This is a genomic window from Microcoleus sp. Pol1C5 (assembly GCF_036701115.1).
In the GTDB taxonomy this organism is placed as follows: domain Bacteria; phylum Cyanobacteriota; class Cyanobacteriia; order Cyanobacteriales; family Microcoleaceae; genus Microcoleus.
In genome coordinates this window covers 177024-195420 of the sequence record NZ_JAUBQE010000005.1, presented here as the reverse complement: position 1 = coordinate 195420, position 18397 = coordinate 177024, and the positions used below count along the sequence as shown (strand labels likewise).

The following is an 18397-nucleotide window of genomic DNA, read 5'->3' as shown; positions in this document are numbered from 1 at the left end:
AAATCCCTCTATAAAGGGACTTTAATTACTTCTGTTTGCCACTTCTTGAAAGTTTCTTGTTGTTATTCTTAGTCTCGTCGATCATCTATGCCGCCACCACCTGCTCTAGGATCACGACCTCGGAATACTGTTGGTTGATCATCTATGCCGCCACCACCTGCTATAGGACCACGACCTCGGAATATCTGACCAATATTGATTAAAGTGGATTCGATTCCTACCGGATTGCCTATTCCTTCATAGATAGCCAATGCAGCTTGACAAAGTTGTAAAGCCGCAGTATAGTTTTTATTTTGAAACTTTTTGTGAGCTTTCTCTACTAATTCATCAGCTACCTGACTGGCAGATTTTTCATCACTCATTTTCGTTCTGACCTCTTACGTCATGATTTTCAATTCAATACTCACTATACAATACTGTTTTCCGGAAAAAATCAAAATTTTCTACAAACTAATTCCCCAATACTCCGGAAAAGGGTTGAGGTTTTACCAAACTCACCTTGAGTTTGGCAATCTGTGTTTCAAGTTCCTTGACTCTTTGCGTATTTCCTAAAGCTTTGTGACTGTTTATTGCTTGCGTCAACCAGCGAACTGCTTCTTGCTTCTCGCCGATCGCCCCATAAATTCCCCCCAAAGCCTCTTCTAACTGCGCTTGCTCCCCGATGTCTTTGGCTGCACTAGCTAATTCGTGTGCTTTTAGATAATTGCTCTCCGCCAGCAATGTCACCCCTTCTTGCCAGTATAAATCGCCTAGCTTGCGATATGCAAGAGGTTCCTGAATACCTGTTGCTACCAATGCTTCCAATGTCTCGATCGCCTCAGATTTCAAATCCGAACCGATGTAAAAATAAGCACGTTGCAAAGCTTTGGTTGTATCGGCCATTTTCCGATCGTTAATTAGATCGATCGCTCCCCTGACCAATTGCTTTTGGGTCGTTGGTAGCATTCGGAAGCTTCGATCGCCTAGTTTTTCCTCCTCCGATGTCCTGCCGTTCTCAGCTTTGACCACCAGTAAATACTCAATTCCCGGTTCCAGTTGTGGTGCTCCCGGATACACTACCTCATTTCCATTAAGTTTTGTTTCCCAAATTGCCCGATCGCCCTTCACTAAACTCACAGTATAGGTATCCACACCGGGAACTTTATTCCAGCGCAACTTCGGTCGATCGTTCAGCAATAATGTGCGACGAGGACTGATAATATAAGGAATTAAGGCATCAAGAGGCCCGCGGGGATCGGCAGTATAATCGTCACAATTAGCCAGGAAGATTTTTTGTTGAGAAGGATCTGAAACTTGTGGAGTCAATCCATTAATTACAGGATAAACCTTTGATGCTGTTGTTATCAAAATTAAAGGCAATAACAAAAAACTCAAAAAGTAAATAAAACTTTTGTTGTTTATACCTATTAATGTAAACTTCGATAGAGAATTATTTTTCATTACTTATCACCTAAATTATTTAGAGCCGGAGTTAACTGTAAGTTGTCAAATTTTTTGCTGAATTCTTGCAGCACCCATCTCTGTTCTTCAGGAAATTCAGATGGCAATTTATCAGAGCATTTTTTCCAATTGGATATAGATGCTTGCTGATTGCCTTGACGTTCTAAAAGAACAGCTTCTAAACAGTAAGCAACAGAGCGCTCGCTGGAAATATTAATCGCTTTCGTCAGGTTATTGTTAGCCTCTTCATATCGCCCTAACTCCAACTGCGCCCAACCTAAATTTTTGTGTATAGTGTACGTTGTCTTAATATCTGTGGCAAGTGGTAAAGCTTTTTCTAACAGCGGTAGAGCTTTTGCATATTGTCTATCTAAAATTTCCAGCCGCGCCAAATTATTTAAAGCTTTATTAACACCTGCATTGAGCGCAATTTGATATGCAGCGCGAGCTTTGTCATAATCTTGTTTGTCTTCATAAAATACGCCTAAATTATAGTTAACTCTTCCATCATCTGGTTGAAAGAAGAGAGCTGTTTTATAATATAATTCCGCAGTATCTAAACGTTTACTTACGTAATTACTCAAACCTTCTTTGTTAAGATAAAATACTATTTGGGGTGATAACCTCCACCAACCACCTAGCAAAAAGAAGCTAGCTAGAGCTAGTTTACCTACCCAGTTAAAACTTAGCTTATCTGCGTTCGCATTCGTTTTACTTCGCTCGATCGAGTAATTAATTTCTGGCAATGGTTTCGCCAAGTTTTCTAAGTGCGATCGCGAGTTTACCCCTGCCAAAATTTGCAATATTTCCTGGCAAGTTTGCGGTCGCTTTCCGGGAAAAATCGCCATCATTCGGTCCAGCGAATCTGCCAGATGCGGTGAAACTTGCGTTGCTTTATCTCGCCATATCAATTCACCATTGTCAGGATTCTTAGGTAAGTCGATGGGCACTTTTCCTGTCAGTAAATAAACCAAAGTACGTCCTAGAGCAAAGAAATCAGATTGCGGTACTGCATGACCATCTGCTTGTTCGCTTGGCGTATAACCAGCGGAAATAATCGCAGTCCCAGTATAATTTTCTTTTTGTTGCCGCAAGTAAGTTTCTGTTACTTCTCGCACCGCACCAAAATCAACTAATACCAATTTCCCATCCGGCTTTAACATGATATTGGACGGTTTAATATCTCGGTGAAAATACTGCTGCTCGTGCAGTAAATTAAGAATTTCTGTTAGTTGAGTTAACCACTCGATGGCTGTTTCTGTAGTTATTGGTTGATTAGCTCTTGCTAACATCCACTCTTCTAAATTTTGACCTGGTATTTTCTCCATTACCAGACATGGCAACGGTTTGCTACTACCTTCAGGCCAAGTAAAATAGCCGTCTGTTTCTACACGAGGAATGCCAGGATGCCTTTGGCTCATTAAGAACTCTGCTTCTCGCTGAAATAAAATGGTGGCTTTTTGCTTAATATCTGGGTTATTAAACTTATCCAAATTCAAAACTTTTAATACTTTAGTAATACCACCATCATCTACTTCAAAAATATCGCCAAAGCCACCGCCGCCAATCCGAGCGATCACTTGATAGCGACCTTGAAGTAAAAACCCTGGATAAATTAAGCTACTTGAAGTCATCTTTCTGTTTCTCCCAGCAGTTTTAAAATATTTTTCTCAGCGTACTTACCAGCTTGAAAAGGAGATTTACGCAATTTTAATAAAAGTTCTTCTAGCTGCTTTTGAAAAGGACTCCCCAGTGTCAAGTTCAAACGCTCTCTAATTATATTGAACATCGGGTTTTGCTGAGTAGTTTTAGCACCGTCTATTTCTGGGTTTTCATCTAAACCATAACTTCCGATTAAACCTAGGTGTTCGAGAGATTCCGCTTGCATTGCTTCTCGAAGATTTTGACATATTTGTTCAACAAGTTTATGAGTAACATATTTCATCATCACAGGTTCTAGAGTGAATTTGGATTCAGCACTAGAAGGGGAAAGCTCTTTTTCGATTAAGGAACGTCTTACCAAGGATTCTAATACTGTTAGTAATTCTGAACTAGAAACGCCGGCTGATAATTTTGCTTTCAATTGGTTCAAGGAAATCGGCTGCTGTTCAATTGCCAGCCAGTACATCACAGCTTTTCCTACATCTGATAACCGCTGAAAATGTTCGTTAAGTAGATTGCCAAAAATATCGCCAATAACTAAGGAGCTTTGAGCGATAAATTGACTAATATTGCCATTAAACAACTCTTGAATTGTGGTACCAGTAAATTTCAGTGCAGCAGGATGACCTCGGTATATTTGTATCAGTTCATCTAAGCCGTTTTCTGAGGCAGAAAACCCAATGGCGGCCAAAAGCATTTTTGCCTCTGTTTGTTTTAAGCCTTTAACTTGTAATGTACGCACAGGTAAGGTTTCGCCTGCTAAAGAGGATATCTCTACAGGTTTTTCTCGCGATAGGAGTAACAAGCAGCTTTGATGCCGTTCTTCTCCGATTCGCCGCAGTAGTTGGCCGTACCCTTGATAACCGTCTCGGTAGTACCCAGCAATGTCTCCACTTCGCAAAATCATTTCCCAATCATCTAGGATTAGCAAACAACGGCGATCGCGCAAACTCTTGAGCAGGGAAGAAATTTGCTCGTCTACAGTGGTTGGAAGTTGCGTGTCTTGGGAACTGCTTGCAAATGAATTCAACTCAGTCAAGATTGTGAGTAAGGGAGGTGCATGGCGGAGACTGCGCCAAATTAGGTATTCAAAACCACCCTGAATTTGTTCTCCCAGTTTAGCAGTCAGAGCCGTTTTACCAATACCTCCCATACCCAACAGCGCCACCAAGCGACAGCGATCGTGGAGTATCCATTGACTGAGGGTGTTTAGTTCTGCGGTGCGACCGAAAAAAATTGAGGCATCCGGCGCTTCACCCCAATCTTGGCGTAAAGGAGTGCCTGTAACTGCAATTGGCTGTGCGACTCTCTCTGACTGCAATAGCGATCGCCTTTCCAATGCCGCTTGAAAGTTTCTTTTACTGACTCTTTCCCCTAAAGCTTCAGAAAGCAGGTTCCATAACTTGGGGCCAACATCTTGCATCAGGTATTCGGCAGCATATCCGTAAGCCTCTGCAATCTTATGATACTCTTGACCTTGCCAAGCTCCCCTCAGAATTATTACTTCTATATCTTTTAAGTGTCTGTTTGTTTTGGCAAATACGGCGGTATCTGCGAGTTTCAGCGCTTCTTCAAAATTCATAACGTTAAAAAATTTTTAGGGATCTTAATTATAACCTGAAGTTTCCTGAGATTTACTTAGTTAAACTAAGATTTTCTCAGTATTTTTATTTTTATATTTAACTCAAACAACTTAGTTTATCTATATAGACCGTCCACTAACAACTCGCTAATTTATAAATATCTCTTTATAAATTTTCAAGAGCGACCGACATGAGTCAACTTTTCAATCAACTGATTAAAATTTACGCAAAAATGACCATTGAGTTTCCTCAACTTAAGGGGATTACCATTGCTCAATGGCTTCTAGAATCTGGTCGAGGAACTAGCCGTCTCGCCATCGAGCACCTGAATTTTGGCGGTTTGAAATGGCGAGACGAAATGACAGGATTTGCGACACTTGTAGATTACGAAGCTGGTGATGGTTGGGACAAATACTGCAAATTTGCAAGTCTGGAAAAATTTATTCAAGGCTACTGGCATTTTTTAGACCGTGATCCCTACGAAGGATGGCGCAATAATGCAGACTCCCCTGAAGGATTGATTCGCTTTATTGGTCCCATTTATGCGGGTGACAGCAATTATGTTGCCAAGGTTTTAAATTTGTATGCTGAGGCAAAACAACTCTTAGCTGATGCCGATCATCAAGGTCATCATCATCCAGGAACCGCTGAACCTGTTACCAAACCACGAATCAAAGCGTTTATCGAAAGTCCCCATCACAGCAGTCGATCGGGTGCTGATATCGATACGATTGTGGTTCATTACACCACCGCAGGTAATGTTAATTCAACGATTGAATGGTTTAAAAACCCAGAATCGGAAGTCTCTGCCCACTATATCATTGATAAAAATGGCGACATTTATCAAATGGTCAAAGATACGGATAAAGCTTGGCACGCTGCCCGCGCCAATCAGACCAGTATTGGGATTGAACACGTTGCTAAAGAAGGAGACCGATTAACGGAGGTACAGGAAAAATCATCCATCCACCTAATTAAGTGGTTGATGACGGAATATAAAATTCCCAAGGAAAATATCAAAGCTCACAAACAAGTTCTCGAAACCTCTTGTCCGGGTAATATTTTTGGCGACGATCTTGACAATATTAGCGTGCCGAAATTTAAGGCGTGGGTTGCCAAAAATTTTTCAAATAATGTAAGTCCAAGCACAGGGAGATTAAGTCCTAGCGGACTAGGGCTTTACATTGTACAACCAGGCGATACTCTTTCAGCAATTGCCGAGCGGCATGATATGACCTTGGATGCGCTGTTAGCACTTAATCCTAACATTTTTAATGCTAATCTCATTTTCCCCGGTCAAAAAATCACCGTCGCAAGAGTAGAGGGAGATGATGATTCGATCGACACCACCAGTCGTCCTTTAAATATCCCGATTACCATCGCCGAACGTCAACTTGACCCCAGTAATTACCAAGAGTTCTCTCATGCGCTTCTGGGTAGCATTACGATTACGGGTGGATATATGGAACCTGAAGGTCATTCTTTCAAACCAGAACTACAAGCTATCTTCTTGGATGGGTCACTAAAAACCTTACCTCCAGCTAATCGCAATATTGGCATTGATTATGTTGTCTCTGACCGTAAAGTGAAAGCTTGGTATGGGGGAACTGTGACGAAACAAGGAAGAGAAGGCGGTTATGGGCGACGGATACACCTTCAACTCGATGTTACCTATGAATTTAAAGGCAAAAGATACCAAGTCTATCAGGCATTTGCTCACTTACAAGACATCTTAGTCAGTGTGGGACAAGTAATTGGACAAGGTGAAAAAATTGCCATTATGGGAGGTTCCGGTGCTGGCTCTGATTTTGACTATCCGCCTCATGTGGACTTGAGTACCTACCTTTTTATCAATGGTAATTTGGTTCAACTCAATCCCCAAGCTTTAGATAGACAGCTTACCTAATTCGAGTTGGCTCGCGCGGAAAATTTGCGCCTATCTTTTCGATAACGGTCAAGCTGCGATCGATCGCACGTCGTCACTCCTTAATTCCCTCATCAGACAACAGGAAATGAAGATGACAGGTGCGATCGATCTTTCCTCTAGTTTCACTTCTATGTCTATTTAGGAGATTAATCAAATGACACATTCTTCTAGCGTTGAGACTCAACCCAATACTTCCGATCGCGGAAAAGAGCTGGCAGAAATTTTTCAGGAGGATAATGGAAAATACTCGACAATGCGAGCCATGAGTTTTATTGCGCTGATTGCAGCGATCGTGTTTGGCGCCATAACACTAACTAGCAAAGATTCTGAGGGAAGATACATTACAACTACTTTTTTAGTTGCTGCTTTTGCGCCAAAAGCCGTGCAAAAATTTGCAGAACGTCCGTAAGTAAAGTTGGTATGACTTACGCACAGGGGCTTAGAAACCGAGTTATTTTACGAAAATACAAAGGTTGTGACCCGCAGATTCGGTAAAAAACCCGGTTTCTGGAGTCGGAGTGCGTCCAAGACTGGCTAAGTTAGATAGATGATTAAAGCAGCCGACGCGCTTGTATAATCTGCTCTATTAGGATGACGATCGCACTTCATTACTCTTTCATCTCCTCACCAAATAACCAGAAATGAAGGTTGCAGGTGCGATCGCCCTCTCCTCTGATTAATGACAACTGTCAACTGACAACTATCAACTGACTTTCATTCGTGCGGCGTACCATCAGGCATCACCGCACCCTTTAAATTCGCCCCTGCCAAATTAGTATCCAACAGCCAAGCATTTCTCAGATTAGCACCTTCAAATTAGCACTTTCCAGATTAGCCATCCACAGATTAGCACCCTCCAAATTTGCCCCTTCCAAATCAGCGTTAACGAGAAAAATACCTTTCATAAAAGCACCTCTTAAGTTAGCAGTTCTCAAATTACTCCCTCCCAAATAAGCATCCTCTAAAAACGCATTTTCTAGATTGCTTCCCTCCAAATTTGCCCCTGCCAAATTGCTGCCTATCCGGTAAACCCCAGCCAAATTTGCCTGTTTCAAGTTAGCACTTACCAAATGCCCGCTCCACAAATTGGCATCTTTTAGGTTGGCTTTTTCTAAATTGACGCCTTCCAGAAAAACTTCGCTCAAATTCGCCCCGGAAAAATTGCAACCTTGACATTCCCTCGCTGTCAGCAATTGCCGGACTTGATGCTTGACTGACGAACGGTTCGCTGCGAAAATTATTAAACCTGTGGTTGCTAAGGCAATAATACTAAAAATGGCCAGCCCGATCGCACTTACAATCTTCCTTTGTCCCGCGCCTCGAAACATCCGCTTGCAGTCCCCTAAAAATATTTCGATAATTGTTCGTATTTATAACCTAGTTCCTTCCTTCCCCTGCCCCTATGAAAAAACCGTTAAAATTTAAGTTCCTGACGATCGCCCTTATCTCCATCCTAGCAATAATCGGTGTCGGGTGCGATCGTATTTTCAAAAAACCCTTTCAGCTTCCCGCCTCAGCCAAACAAGAACCCTGGCCAATTCAAACAGGCCTCCGAACAGCCATCCTTCGCGACAACATACCAACAATCAACCGCGTAGTTTTAGTACCAGACGAAGCCACATTCTTAGCAGCAATCCAAAAATGGAATCTCAAAGGAAACTGGCCTATTCTCATCGAAGACAAAAAATATGCGCCCATGTTTTTGCAGCGCTTTCAACCCGAGGAAATAGTGCGTTTGCCCAGCATCAAACCGCAACTGCCAAAAAATCAAAAACTCCAACAATTAATGCTGAACGCATCAGCAGCAGCTTGGAATGCCACCGATACTCAAACCTTAAAGGCAAAATGGACTGAACTCGGCTGGGAACCCCCAGGAGTAGTAATCACATCAGAAAACGACCCCGCACGTTCTGCAGCAGTTGCCTTAGCAGCCGCTCACGGTCAACCTTTAGTCTTTCTAGAAGGCAACTTCGGAAAACCCAACGATACCCTCAATAACACACAGTGGAAAAATCTGCAACTAGCAGTTACAAAAGCTGTCGAATCAACTGGATATTTTTACTCTCAACTCGCAGACCCGATCGACACAATAACCATTGTACGCCAACTACCAGTCAAATATCAATCTCCTGAGAAACCCGACGAACAACTAGCCGTTACCGACGGTTTGGGACGGCACCCCAACGGCGAACGCTGGGCGGCTGCCGGCTGGATTTACGGTTCCGAGGTACGATCGATCTATCAAGCCATGTGTGCCATATTTCTCGATACCGAAACCGCCATGCTTTATGACAGTTACCCCAAGGAAGGAAATTGGGGGAAATATGAAATGGAGGCAGCAGCTAGCGGACTAAAAACCATAGGTTTGAATGTCGAAGTAGTGCAAAAACCAGAATCGAGCCTGGAAAAGTGGCGGAGTTTAGCCTCAAAACCGTGGACATTTGACTTAATATTAATGAATTCCAAAGGCTACCCCAAATCATTCCAAGTCGGCAACGGCGACGCTTCAGTTGAGGACATACCAAAACTCCTATTTCCCGCAGCAATCCACATGATCCACAGTTGGTCAGCAGCCGCCCCAGATGACAACAACACGGTTGCCGGAAGGTGGTTAGAAAATGGTGCTTACGCATATATTGGCAGCGTCAACGAACCTTTTTTATCTGCATTTATTCCACCTAAATTAATGGTCGATCGCCTGAAGCGAGGCTCACCCCTTTTAATCGCAGCACGCCAGCTAGAATCCCCACCCTGGAAAGTCGCCACCATAGGCGATCCGCTAATGTCGATCGCCAAACCCAGACAAAGAATCCCCCCCACTGAACAACCGATGTGATAGTATGCGCGATCGAGGGATTTAAAATTGGAGATTTGAGATTTGTGGTTTTAAGATAAAATCTCAAATCGTCAATTATTTAATCTGAATGTTGTTTTTCACTGAGTTATATGATATTACCCGTTCACTGATGCGATCGCCCTAAACGCCAACACGCTAAATATAGTTAATTAGCATTATCGCCAGAGTATATCTAAGTTTGAATGTAACTTAGCATACAATCACGCCAAATCCGCCGCTCCTCAGAATCAGTCATTCCACCCAAGCGGCCCGCCCAAAAAATTTACCCTAAAATACGCCTTAATTAAGTTGTCAATTCCCCTAAAATCACTCAAAATGAAAATAAGAAATAAATTGTAATATTATATAACTTCTCACCGAAGAATTAACCGCTAAATGAGAGCCATCCCTCCTGTGGATCTGCCGCCACCCGGGCCAACTGCAGCAACTCCCCAAGCCTCCCGACTAAGCCCGCTATTCACCCGCCTGCACCCCAGCCCAGAAACCCTCCTGCTCATCCTCTCCCTAGTGATCGGGGGAGTGACGGGCGCAGGCGTCGTCACATTTCACTACCTCATCCACTTCATCCACAGTCTGATGCTGGAAGACTTCATGGGTGCGATCGCGTCGAAAGGCTCTTGGACGCTAGCCTGCATTCCCACCCTCGGCGGAGTCATCATCGGGCTGATGCGGTGGCGGTTTCGGGACTTTGGCCCGAATATGTCTTCCTTAATTGCAGCCACCCGCGGGCTGCAAGAACTCTCCCCCCTTAAACCCATCACCAAAATGGTGGCCGCCTCAGTTTCCCTCGGCACCGGCGCCTCCCTCGGCCCGGAAGCCCCTAGCGTCGAAATCGGCGCTAATTTTGGAATGCTGCTGGCTCAAGTCTTGCAGCTCTCCCCAGAACGGCAGCGCTTGCTCCTCGGCGCCGGAGCTGCTGCAGGCTTATCCGCCGGGTTTAACTCTCCCATCGCCGGAGTCTTCTTTGCTTTAGAAGTCGTGCTCGGCAGCACCTTCGCCACTTCGTCAGTCAGCGTTGTCTTGCTCTCCGCCGTAGTTTCCGCGCTCATCGCTCAAATCTGCTTGGGAGCTCAGCCGGCCTTTTCTTTGCCGGTTTACGATGTCCGCAGCCCCTTAGAACTACCTCTGTACATGGGATTGGGACTTTTGGCGAGCGGAGTCTCCCTAGCCTACACAGAAGCAATTCAATTGGCCGATCGCTGTTTTCAAGGCAAAATCCGAGGATTTGCTTGGCTCGGACGAATGCCCCGGCCACTTCAGCCCATCATCGGCGGGGCCTGCGTCGGCTTAGTCGCCCTGCAATTTCCTCAAATTTTGGGTGTCGGCTACGAAACAGTCCAAGCAATGCTCCAAGATGTTAAATTTTCCTTGCCTTTGCTGCTGCTGCTGCTGTTTGTAAAACTGGCGATGACAGCAATCAGCCTCGGCAGCGGTTTAGTGGGCGGTATCTTCGCTCCGGCGATGTTTTTGGGAGCTTCCCTGGGTTCGGCTTACGGCCTCTTTTTGGAAATGCTGCCGGCAATGAGCGATCGAGTCGCCGGCCCTCCCGCCTACGCAATGGTGGGAATGGCCGCCGTGCTTGCCGGCAGTGCCAGAGCACCCCTGACAGCCATCCTATTGATGTTTGAATTAACCCGCGATTATCGGATTGTCTTGCCTTTGATGGCAGCAGTCGGATTGAGCGTTTGGCTGGTGGAGTGTGTCAACCGTCGATCGACAGCCCACAGCCTCAACCTTCAGCAAATGGGCGTAGACGTGGCTCTCAATACACCGATCCAAGCCAGAGAACAGTTGCAGGATTGGGAAGATGTTCTGGGCGATCGCATCGTCACAGAGTTGATTTCTTGCCCACTTCCCACCGACGGCGAACACAGTATCGATCGACGAGAACCCACCGACTCTCCAGTGCTAGCCCTAGCAAATCGACATTCCTCGGAAAAAGTCAACCCCAATAAAGAATAAAAAACAGCGTGACAGCAGCAACAGCCAAAGAACGGGAGAATTGAGAATTCTTCCCTCTGCGTTCTCCGCGCCCTCTGCGGTTAATTCCTCTTCCTTCAGATTTCCGCTAAAATAACCAAATATTATTAACAATAGGCAGAGAGGGGCTTCGGTGGCAGGAAACGAGGCAACTGCAAAAAACAAAAGTCAAAAAATACCCGGAAAAACCCCCTTGGGTTCCACTCATTACAGCTTGTTAGGGCTGCATCCTTCAGCCTCAGCGATCGAAATTCGGCGATCGTACCGGGAACTGAGTAAACTCTACCATCCCGATACCACCGACCTGCCATCCGCAGTCGCCACCGCCAAATTTCAGCAGCTCAACAACGCCTACGCCACCCTCAGCAACCCAGAACGTCGCCTCGCCTACGACCTCAAAATAGGCTATTCTCGCCTGAACGTGATTGGGCCGCCCCCAGGCTTCGATGCTCCGGTTTCGGGCTCTGGCAAAAAAACTTCCAACTCCGCTTACCTAGATCCCACGGATCGACCTCTTTCCCCCGGAGAAATGTTCGCCCTGTTTATCATGGGAGCTAGCTTAATCGGATGTTTGGTACTGGCGATCGCGATCGGCTTAATTCGCGGCAATTAAAGCCTCAAATCCCCAATCTCCAATCCTCAATCGGAAATCCCCAATCTAAAATCCCCAATCTAAAATCTAAAATCCCATGACTCTTCCTTCCTCTGACACTCCTTTATACAACCATCCACTCCCAGAAATCGAGCAGTGGCTAAAAAGCCGCGGCTGCCAGCAAGATCGGCGAGAACTCCACTGCTGGCAGATCGAGCAACTTACATGGAAAGCAGAACTCTCCCTCGATATTGACCAACTTACCGTCCGCTACATCGATGCTGGAGCCGACGGCCAAGACATTCAGCGAGCATTCAAATACTCCCTCTCACGTCAGGACATTGAAGCGGCCATTTTCTCCGGCCCCTAATTTGATTTTAGATTGGCGATTTTAGATTTTAGATTGAGAAATACATTTCAGAATCTACATAATTGGAAAGTGAAAAATTAATCTAAAATCCAAAATCTAAAATCCAAAATAGTTAGACTTTGCCAAATCGGCGGTTGCGTTGCTGATAAGTAGACAAAGCGCGGTGAAACTCCGATCGATCAAAATCCGGCCACAGCGTCTCAGTAATGTAAATTTCCGAATAAGCCATTTGCCATAGTAAAAAATTGCTCAACCGCATTTCCCCACTCGTTCGGATCAGCAAATCCGGGTCACAAACATCAGCAGTATACAAATAGCGTTTAAATAAAACCTCATCAATCTCCTCCGGCTGCAACTTGCCCTCTTTCACCTGAGTGGCGATCGCCCGACAAGCTTGTACAATCTCCTGACGCCCTCCGTAATTCGTCGCCACCGTAAACAAAATCCCCTGATTGTGCTGAGTGGCCGTCACAGAACGCTCGATTTGGGCCTGCAAAGACTTCGGCAAAGCCTGCAAATTCCCCATAAATTGAATTTGCACGTCCTCGTCCACCATCTCGCGCAATTCTTGCCGCAACTTTCCCTCAAACAAACTCATTAAAAAATCCACTTCCCCGGCCGGCCGCCCCCAATTCTCCGTCGAAAAAGCATAGGCCGTTAAAGCTGGAATCCCCCAATCTTTGCAGCAGCGCAGCAGTTCCTTCAAAGTGCTAGCTCCTCGGCGGTGTCCCGCAATCCGCGGCAACCCCTTCTTCTGAGCCCAGCGCCCGTTCCCGTCCATAATCACTGCTATGTGCTTAGGCAGTAGTTCTTGTTGCAGATCCTCCGGCAACTTTTCCAAGCAAATTCCTTGACTCATGGTTTCTCCCGATTACCCGACTAACGGCGCAGTATCCGTTTTAACAGCGTCACTCCCTTCAATCCTATCTGGCGTCCGAGATTGCCGATCGGAATTGGAGCCACAACTCTTTCTCCCTCGGACGGAAACAGCTTTGCTTCCAGCAATTCCTTAAGTTTGCTGCTAGTCAAAGGTCGATTTAACATTCCCATCTGCGCTAAAGAAATAGAACCTGTTTCCTCGGACACCACCACGCACACGCAAGCTTGCACCCGTTCCGTAATCCCCATCGCCGCCCGGTGGCGGGTTCCCAACTGCCGCGACGCGCTGCGATCGGACAAAGGCAAAATTACCCCCGCCGAGACGATCCGCGAACCTCGAATCAAAACAGCTCCGTCATGCAGCAAAGTTTGCGGCTGAAAGATTGTCTGCAGCAATTCTTTAGAAACTTCAGCATTTAACTTTAGTCCCGGCACTGAAAAATCTCGATCGTCGATCGGAGAATCTGTTTCTATAATTAGTAAAGCGCCCGTGCGGTTTTGCGAAAGTTCTTTTACTGCGTCCACAATTTCATCTATTACGCTGTCCGGTTCGGGATTTGGTCGGCGATCGCGTCCAAACAATTGCCGAAATTCCCCCCGACCCAATTGTTCCAGAAATCGGCGAAACTCCGACTGCAATATGACCGCCATTGCCACAGCCGAACCAGTCACCAAGCTGTTGAGGGCAACGTGCAATAGCCTCAATCCAGCCCAGTTGCTCACCGCCGCCGCCAGCATCAAAATAATAAATCCCCGTACCATCCACAGCGTTCTGCGCTCGCCAACAATGACGAGCACCAAATACGCGAGGGCAAAAACCAGTCCAATATCTATCCCTTGAATCAATAAGGACTGAACGAGGCTAAAGTCATAGCCAGATTGTTGATTGTTCATGGTTCATCGAACGCTACCGCCTGTGAACCGCGAACCGTGATGCACTCGAACCCATGAACCATGAACAGTTGTTATAAGGAATATGCTGAAAATCCCCGTGTTTTTAGACCGGGGAATGTCAATCTAATCGCATGACTGAACAAGGCAAAAGTTAAAAGTGAAAAGGCAATCATCACTAAGTAAACATGGATTGTCTTTCTTTTAACTTTTAACTTTTAACTTTTAACTTTTGAGCTCCGAGTCGTTCAGGAAGGCGGTCAAGCCTCAGCAAATCCTGGTAAGTTTCCCGCTGTATAATCGTGTTAACTTCCCCATTTCTAACTAAAACCGCTGCCGGTCGGGGCACTCGGTTGTAGTTAGAAGCCATGCTGTAATTGTATGCCCCTGTAGCCGGAACGGCTAGGATATCTCCGGCCCCACACTCTGGCAATTTGGCATCTTTAATCAGAACATCGCCTGATTCGCAGTGTTTCCCAGCAATTGTCACTGTTTCCGTTAAGGGAGCAGACATTTTGCCGGCTGCGAGGATTCGATAAACTGATTGATAGGTAATAGGACGCGGATTGTCCGACATTCCGCCATCGACAGCTATATACGTCCGCATTTCCGGAATGACTTTTTTAGAGCCAACGGTGTAAGCTGTAACGCAAGCTGTACCCACGAGCGATCGACCAGGTTCGCAAAGCAATTTAGGCAAGGGCAATTGCTGCCGCTCGCAAGCTGCTACCACTGCCTTGCAAATCGTACGAGCCCAATCTTCAATGCTAGGAGGATCGTCCGCTTCAGTATAGCGAATGCCCAACCCACCGCCAATATTAATTTCTGTTGCTGGCAAACCATAACTCTGTGCTTTTGTCAAGGCCTGAATTATGACTTCAGCTAAATCGTCATGGGGTTGCAGTTCAAAAATCTGAGAGCCGATGTGAGCGTGCACTCCGACGCAAAATAACGACGGCTGTTGGCTGATGAAAGTAAATACTCGATCGAGTGAGTTGGGATCGAAGCCAAATTTACTGTCGATTTGACCCGTCTGAATGTACTCGTGGGTGTGACACTCAATTCCAGGAGTAAACCGCACCATAACTCGTGTCGGTCCACCTGTGAGGCTGCTGACACCCAATTTTCCCAACTCTGCTAAAGTCTCTAAATCCCGCCAATTGTCGGCTACGGTAATGCAGCCGTTTTCGACAGCTAGCTGTAGTTCCTCGCGAGACTTGTTGTTACCGTGGAAGTAGATTTTGTCGGGGTTGACGCCGGCTTGCAGTGCAGTGTGGATTTCTCCGGCGGATACGACATCTATGCCTAAGCCTTCCGAAGCTGCGATCGCGCAAATTGCCAAACAACTCCAAGCTTTAGAAGCATAAAGCACTTGGGATTCGCCCGGATAGTAACGCTCGAAAGCATCCCGGTACTGGGTGCAAGCCGCCCGCAGCGTTTCTTCGTCTAAAATATACAACGGCGAGCCAAATTGCTCCACCAAAGCTGTCACCTCGCAGCCTCCGATTTCCAACCGATCGCTGCTGTTAACACTGGCTGTCAGCGGTAACAGTTCTTGATTGGGCGATCGATTTTGCAGGGCCGGCTTCGACTCAGACAGATACTTAAGTCCCGATTCGACCCCGAAAGATTGAGTTGATACCATCGCGCAATAACTATCCTAGGTTATTAGTCAGCAGTCATTAATCAGCAGTCAGCAGTCGGCAGTCATTAATCAGCAGTCATTGGTCGTTGGCAGTAGACTAATGTCTGGAGACTTGTGAGTCATGACTCAAAACTAGCAACAAACAGCTAATCGCTACTGTGTTTTCCAGTGTACAATTTACAGCCGTGCGTTTTCTACAAATTAAACATCTCACCGCCGAAGACCTCAACAGTGCAGTCGAACTCGATCGCCTCTGTTTTGGCGGACTGTGGACTTTAGAAGGTTATGGGCGTGAGTTAGGCAGTCCTAACAGCGATTTACTGGGTTTGTGGGCCTCGGAAACCGAGGTCGGCGCATCAGAAGGATTCGAGAGCGAACTCGAGTCGATCGAGCCGAACAGCATTCTCAACTCAAAACCGCTCAGTGTTGAGAGATGCTCGCCAGCAACTCCCAACTCAAAACTTAGCCCAACCCTGATCGGTTTGGGTTGCCTGTGGGCAATTTTAGAAGAAGCTCACATTACAATTTTGGCAATTCATCCTCGCTTTCAAGGTCAGGGTTTAGGACAAGCCCTGCTTTGGGATTTACTAACAAAGGCTCACTATAGACAATTAGAACGGGCAACTTTAGAAGTGCGGGAATCTAATTTAGCCGCAGTTTCTCTTTACCAAAAATTTGGGTTTAAAGAGGCAGGACGGCGGAAACGGTACTACGAAGACACCGGAGAAGATGCTCTGGTAATGTGGCGCAGCGGCATAGAGAAACCAGAATTTCAGCAATATTTAGCGGTTGAGAAAGTGCAAATTTGCGATCGGCTGCGTCAGAAAAACTGGCATTTGGCGATCGATAAATTTTGAGTTGAGAATGTAACTTATTGCGCCTTTAAGTTGTATTGACGAATAATTGGTTACTCGATATCAATTTAGTTCAAAATCCTCATAGGGAATCAACCTCAGCATGGGAAGAAACATCTGCCTGCCGGGCCATCCTTACCGCTTTGCTTCGCGCTTCGATAATTTGACCGATCTCGCGCCCCAAGGTGGGTTGACGTTCAATCATCGTATTTACAGCATCTGAGTAGATAACAAGAACTTGCAAATCGTCAACGGCAGCGATGGATAGCGGACTCGGTTCCCCACTAAACAGTGCTCTCTTGCCAAAAAACTACACCGCCCAAGATAGTCATTATCTCATGCTTCCTAGGCAGGGAGACTGAATGAACATAGCAGCGAGGATTAGCAATCCACTCAAAGGGTTGTTGACGAAAATGACCTGACTAATTCCCCGCAAAGTGGCGTTGATGAAATCCAGCAGGGGTTGATTTTCCAGGCGCTGATTGAGGGCTTGCATTGTACCCAATCCCGCGAGGAGTCTCTTCGGCTTCTGGAAGGAGGGTTCCGGTGCCAAAATCCGCGAAATAACTTCGTGTAAAGGTAATGGCTCGTCGGTTGTGGTAGCCATAGAATGAGCGTTGCTTATGGGTTTGTCGGTTTTGAGCAAATAAATTAAAGGAGTTTTCCGCCTAAATGAAGTGGTTTAAGGCCTAATCTTTAGATTGGCAAAATTCCACTCAAATTACAGATAACGCAATAGAAACCATAGTATAAGACAGACCCGCTCTCGCAAACGTAACGAATGATGTTGTACAGTAATGGCCCGGTTGATAACCCATAACTCCTGCCTGAGACTAAGCCATTTTTTCCGAGTCGGCTTCAGCCATGAAACCGCTGCGATCCACTTCGTATTTACAATATATGTTTTGGCATTTTTTGACCATTATTTTTCACAAATTTTGATAATATAAAGACCGATAAGCCTAAAGTTCGTCCAGCTTCATATCGTCAATATAAAGCAAGAAGAAACCACCAAAAACTGATAGCACTGCCCGCAAGAATGGTTGCAGCGGAACTTTGTAAAAGCAACCCCAGACGCCGCACCAACATAAGATGATTGCAATTAGAGTATAAATAGTAGACAAGCTGGGATACTTATTTTTGAATTTATGAAAGACTTTCTCTCTAAAATTCATAGCCTCAAAAGCTTTTTCTGAAGGAGTTGTTCTCCCAAATAGCAACTCCTTTAAGGAGAGGTCGTCTAAGAGAAGCATTATCAGGCCAACAGCTAGCAAACTCAGAAAGCGCAGAATACTTTCTAGATAAAATTCAGGGGCGGGTGCTTCTAACAAATTTTCTCCGACAGCCCATGAGTCAAATATAGTGAAAGCACCAGTCCAAATAGCAATAATGTTGATAAATACGTAGAAAGTGTGAAAATTGGGATGTTTTTCTTTGAGATTTTTAAAAAAACGATCTCGCCGACCGGAACGACGAGAATGCCTTTTTTGCAAGTCTTCAACTGCGGCTTGAACGGGTTTTTGCGGTTGCATATTAGGTTCTTGTATGATAGTAATTTTGTCAGGAAAACTTTTCGCTATTTGTAGCTATACAATATATTCTAAATAGATTCTACCTGATTCTGTTGATTTATCTTTTTTTAATTGTGTTAGGTTTCCCTGATTTTCAGATGCTGCTCAAAAATGATGCCCAAGAGTAGAGGGTTTACATATTTTGA

The 18397-nt window shown here is 45.4% G+C and carries 18 protein-coding genes; 7 read left to right on the top strand and 11 right to left on the bottom strand.

Going from position 1 to position 18397, the window contains the following annotated elements:
- Nucleotides 1-68: 68 nt before the first annotated feature.
- The 4 genes from QUA23_RS04860 to QUA23_RS04845 form a co-directional block, all read right to left on the bottom strand.
- On the bottom strand, nucleotides 69-362 hold the full coding sequence (locus tag QUA23_RS04860; protein WP_333073993.1) for a tetratricopeptide repeat protein: 294 nt from the start codon (nucleotides 360-362) through the stop codon (nucleotides 69-71).
- Between the two features lie 88 nt (nucleotides 363-450).
- Complete coding sequence (locus QUA23_RS04855; RefSeq protein ID WP_333110304.1) at nucleotides 451-1440, bottom strand: tetratricopeptide repeat protein; 990 nt, start codon at nucleotides 1438-1440, stop codon at nucleotides 451-453.
- Entirely contained in the window at nucleotides 1440-3074 is a 1635-nt protein-coding gene (locus tag QUA23_RS04850) for a protein kinase domain-containing protein (protein WP_333073997.1), read from the bottom strand. The genes QUA23_RS04855 and QUA23_RS04850 overlap by 1 nt, the downstream gene beginning before the upstream one ends.
- On the bottom strand, nucleotides 3071-4684 hold the full coding sequence (locus QUA23_RS04845) for an NB-ARC domain-containing protein (protein WP_333073999.1): 1614 nt from the start codon (nucleotides 4682-4684) through the stop codon (nucleotides 3071-3073). The genes QUA23_RS04850 and QUA23_RS04845 overlap by 4 nt, the downstream gene beginning before the upstream one ends.
- A 191-nt stretch (nucleotides 4685-4875) precedes the next feature.
- On the opposite strand from QUA23_RS04845, the gene QUA23_RS04840 reads away from it, so the two are divergent.
- Nucleotides 4876-6591 carry an N-acetylmuramoyl-L-alanine amidase gene (locus QUA23_RS04840; protein ID WP_333074000.1) on the top strand — a complete coding sequence of 572 codons (1716 nt, stop codon included), beginning with the start codon at nucleotides 4876-4878 and terminating at the stop codon, nucleotides 6589-6591.
- Between the two features lie 175 nt (nucleotides 6592-6766).
- Nucleotides 6767-7021, top strand: a complete 255-nt coding sequence (locus tag QUA23_RS04835; protein WP_333074001.1) for a hypothetical protein — start codon at nucleotides 6767-6769, stop codon at nucleotides 7019-7021.
- Between the two features lie 305 nt (nucleotides 7022-7326).
- On the opposite strand, the gene QUA23_RS04830 is transcribed toward QUA23_RS04835, so the two are convergent.
- On the bottom strand, nucleotides 7327-7395 hold the full coding sequence (locus QUA23_RS04830) for a hypothetical protein (protein ID WP_333074225.1): 69 nt from the start codon (nucleotides 7393-7395) through the stop codon (nucleotides 7327-7329).
- A gap of 14 nt (nucleotides 7396-7409) precedes the next feature.
- Nucleotides 7410-7940: a pentapeptide repeat-containing protein gene (locus tag QUA23_RS04825; protein ID WP_333074002.1), complete on the bottom strand. Its 531-nt coding sequence runs from the start codon at nucleotides 7938-7940 to the stop codon at nucleotides 7410-7412.
- A 74-nt stretch (nucleotides 7941-8014) separates the two neighbouring features.
- Between QUA23_RS04825 and QUA23_RS04820 the strand changes: the two genes are divergently transcribed.
- The 4 genes from QUA23_RS04820 to QUA23_RS04805 all read left to right on the top strand — a co-directional run bounded on the left by QUA23_RS04820 (nucleotide 8015) and on the right by QUA23_RS04805 (nucleotide 12411).
- Complete coding sequence (locus QUA23_RS04820) at nucleotides 8015-9448, top strand: hypothetical protein (RefSeq protein ID WP_333074004.1); 1434 nt, start codon at nucleotides 8015-8017, stop codon at nucleotides 9446-9448.
- A 396-nt stretch (nucleotides 9449-9844) separates the two neighbouring features.
- On the top strand, nucleotides 9845-11431 hold the full coding sequence (locus QUA23_RS04815) for a chloride channel protein (RefSeq protein ID WP_333074005.1): 1587 nt from the start codon (nucleotides 9845-9847) through the stop codon (nucleotides 11429-11431).
- 151 nt (nucleotides 11432-11582) lie between these two features.
- Nucleotides 11583-12062 carry a J domain-containing protein gene (locus QUA23_RS04810; protein ID WP_333074007.1) on the top strand — a complete coding sequence of 160 codons (480 nt, stop codon included), beginning with the start codon at nucleotides 11583-11585 and terminating at the stop codon, nucleotides 12060-12062.
- A gap of 76 nt (nucleotides 12063-12138) precedes the next feature.
- The gene (locus QUA23_RS04805) at nucleotides 12139-12411 is read left to right on the top strand and encodes a DUF3143 domain-containing protein (protein ID WP_333074008.1); all 273 of its coding nucleotides are present in this window, start codon (nucleotides 12139-12141) and stop codon (nucleotides 12409-12411) included.
- Between the two features lie 112 nt (nucleotides 12412-12523).
- On the opposite strand, the gene QUA23_RS04800 is transcribed toward QUA23_RS04805, so the two are convergent.
- The 3 genes from QUA23_RS04800 to lysA form a co-directional block, all read right to left on the bottom strand.
- Nucleotides 12524-13270, bottom strand: a complete 747-nt coding sequence (locus QUA23_RS04800) for an isoprenyl transferase (RefSeq protein ID WP_333074010.1) — start codon at nucleotides 13268-13270, stop codon at nucleotides 12524-12526.
- A gap of 20 nt (nucleotides 13271-13290) precedes the next feature.
- Nucleotides 13291-14184 (bottom strand): diadenylate cyclase CdaA, encoded by an 894-nt coding sequence (cdaA, locus tag QUA23_RS04795; protein ID WP_333074012.1) that lies wholly within the window; start codon nucleotides 14182-14184, stop codon nucleotides 13291-13293.
- Nucleotides 14185-14392: 208 nt separating this feature from the next.
- Nucleotides 14393-15826, bottom strand: a complete 1434-nt coding sequence (lysA, locus tag QUA23_RS04790; protein WP_333074013.1) for a diaminopimelate decarboxylase — start codon at nucleotides 15824-15826, stop codon at nucleotides 14393-14395.
- A 158-nt stretch (nucleotides 15827-15984) separates the two neighbouring features.
- Between lysA and rimI the strand changes: the two genes are divergently transcribed.
- A complete protein-coding gene (gene rimI, locus QUA23_RS04785; protein ID WP_333074014.1) occupies nucleotides 15985-16683 on the top strand; it encodes a ribosomal protein S18-alanine N-acetyltransferase in 699 nt (232 codons plus the stop codon).
- Nucleotides 16684-17011: 328 nt separating this feature from the next.
- Here the strand turns inward: rimI and QUA23_RS04780 are convergent, their stop codons facing one another.
- Nucleotides 17012-17287 (bottom strand): urea transporter, encoded by a 276-nt coding sequence (locus QUA23_RS04780; RefSeq protein ID WP_333074018.1) that lies wholly within the window; start codon nucleotides 17285-17287, stop codon nucleotides 17012-17014.
- Between the two features lie 355 nt (nucleotides 17288-17642).
- Nucleotides 17643-18212, bottom strand: a complete 570-nt coding sequence (locus tag QUA23_RS04775) for a hypothetical protein (protein ID WP_333074020.1) — start codon at nucleotides 18210-18212, stop codon at nucleotides 17643-17645.
- Nucleotides 18213-18397 lie beyond the last annotated feature (185 nt).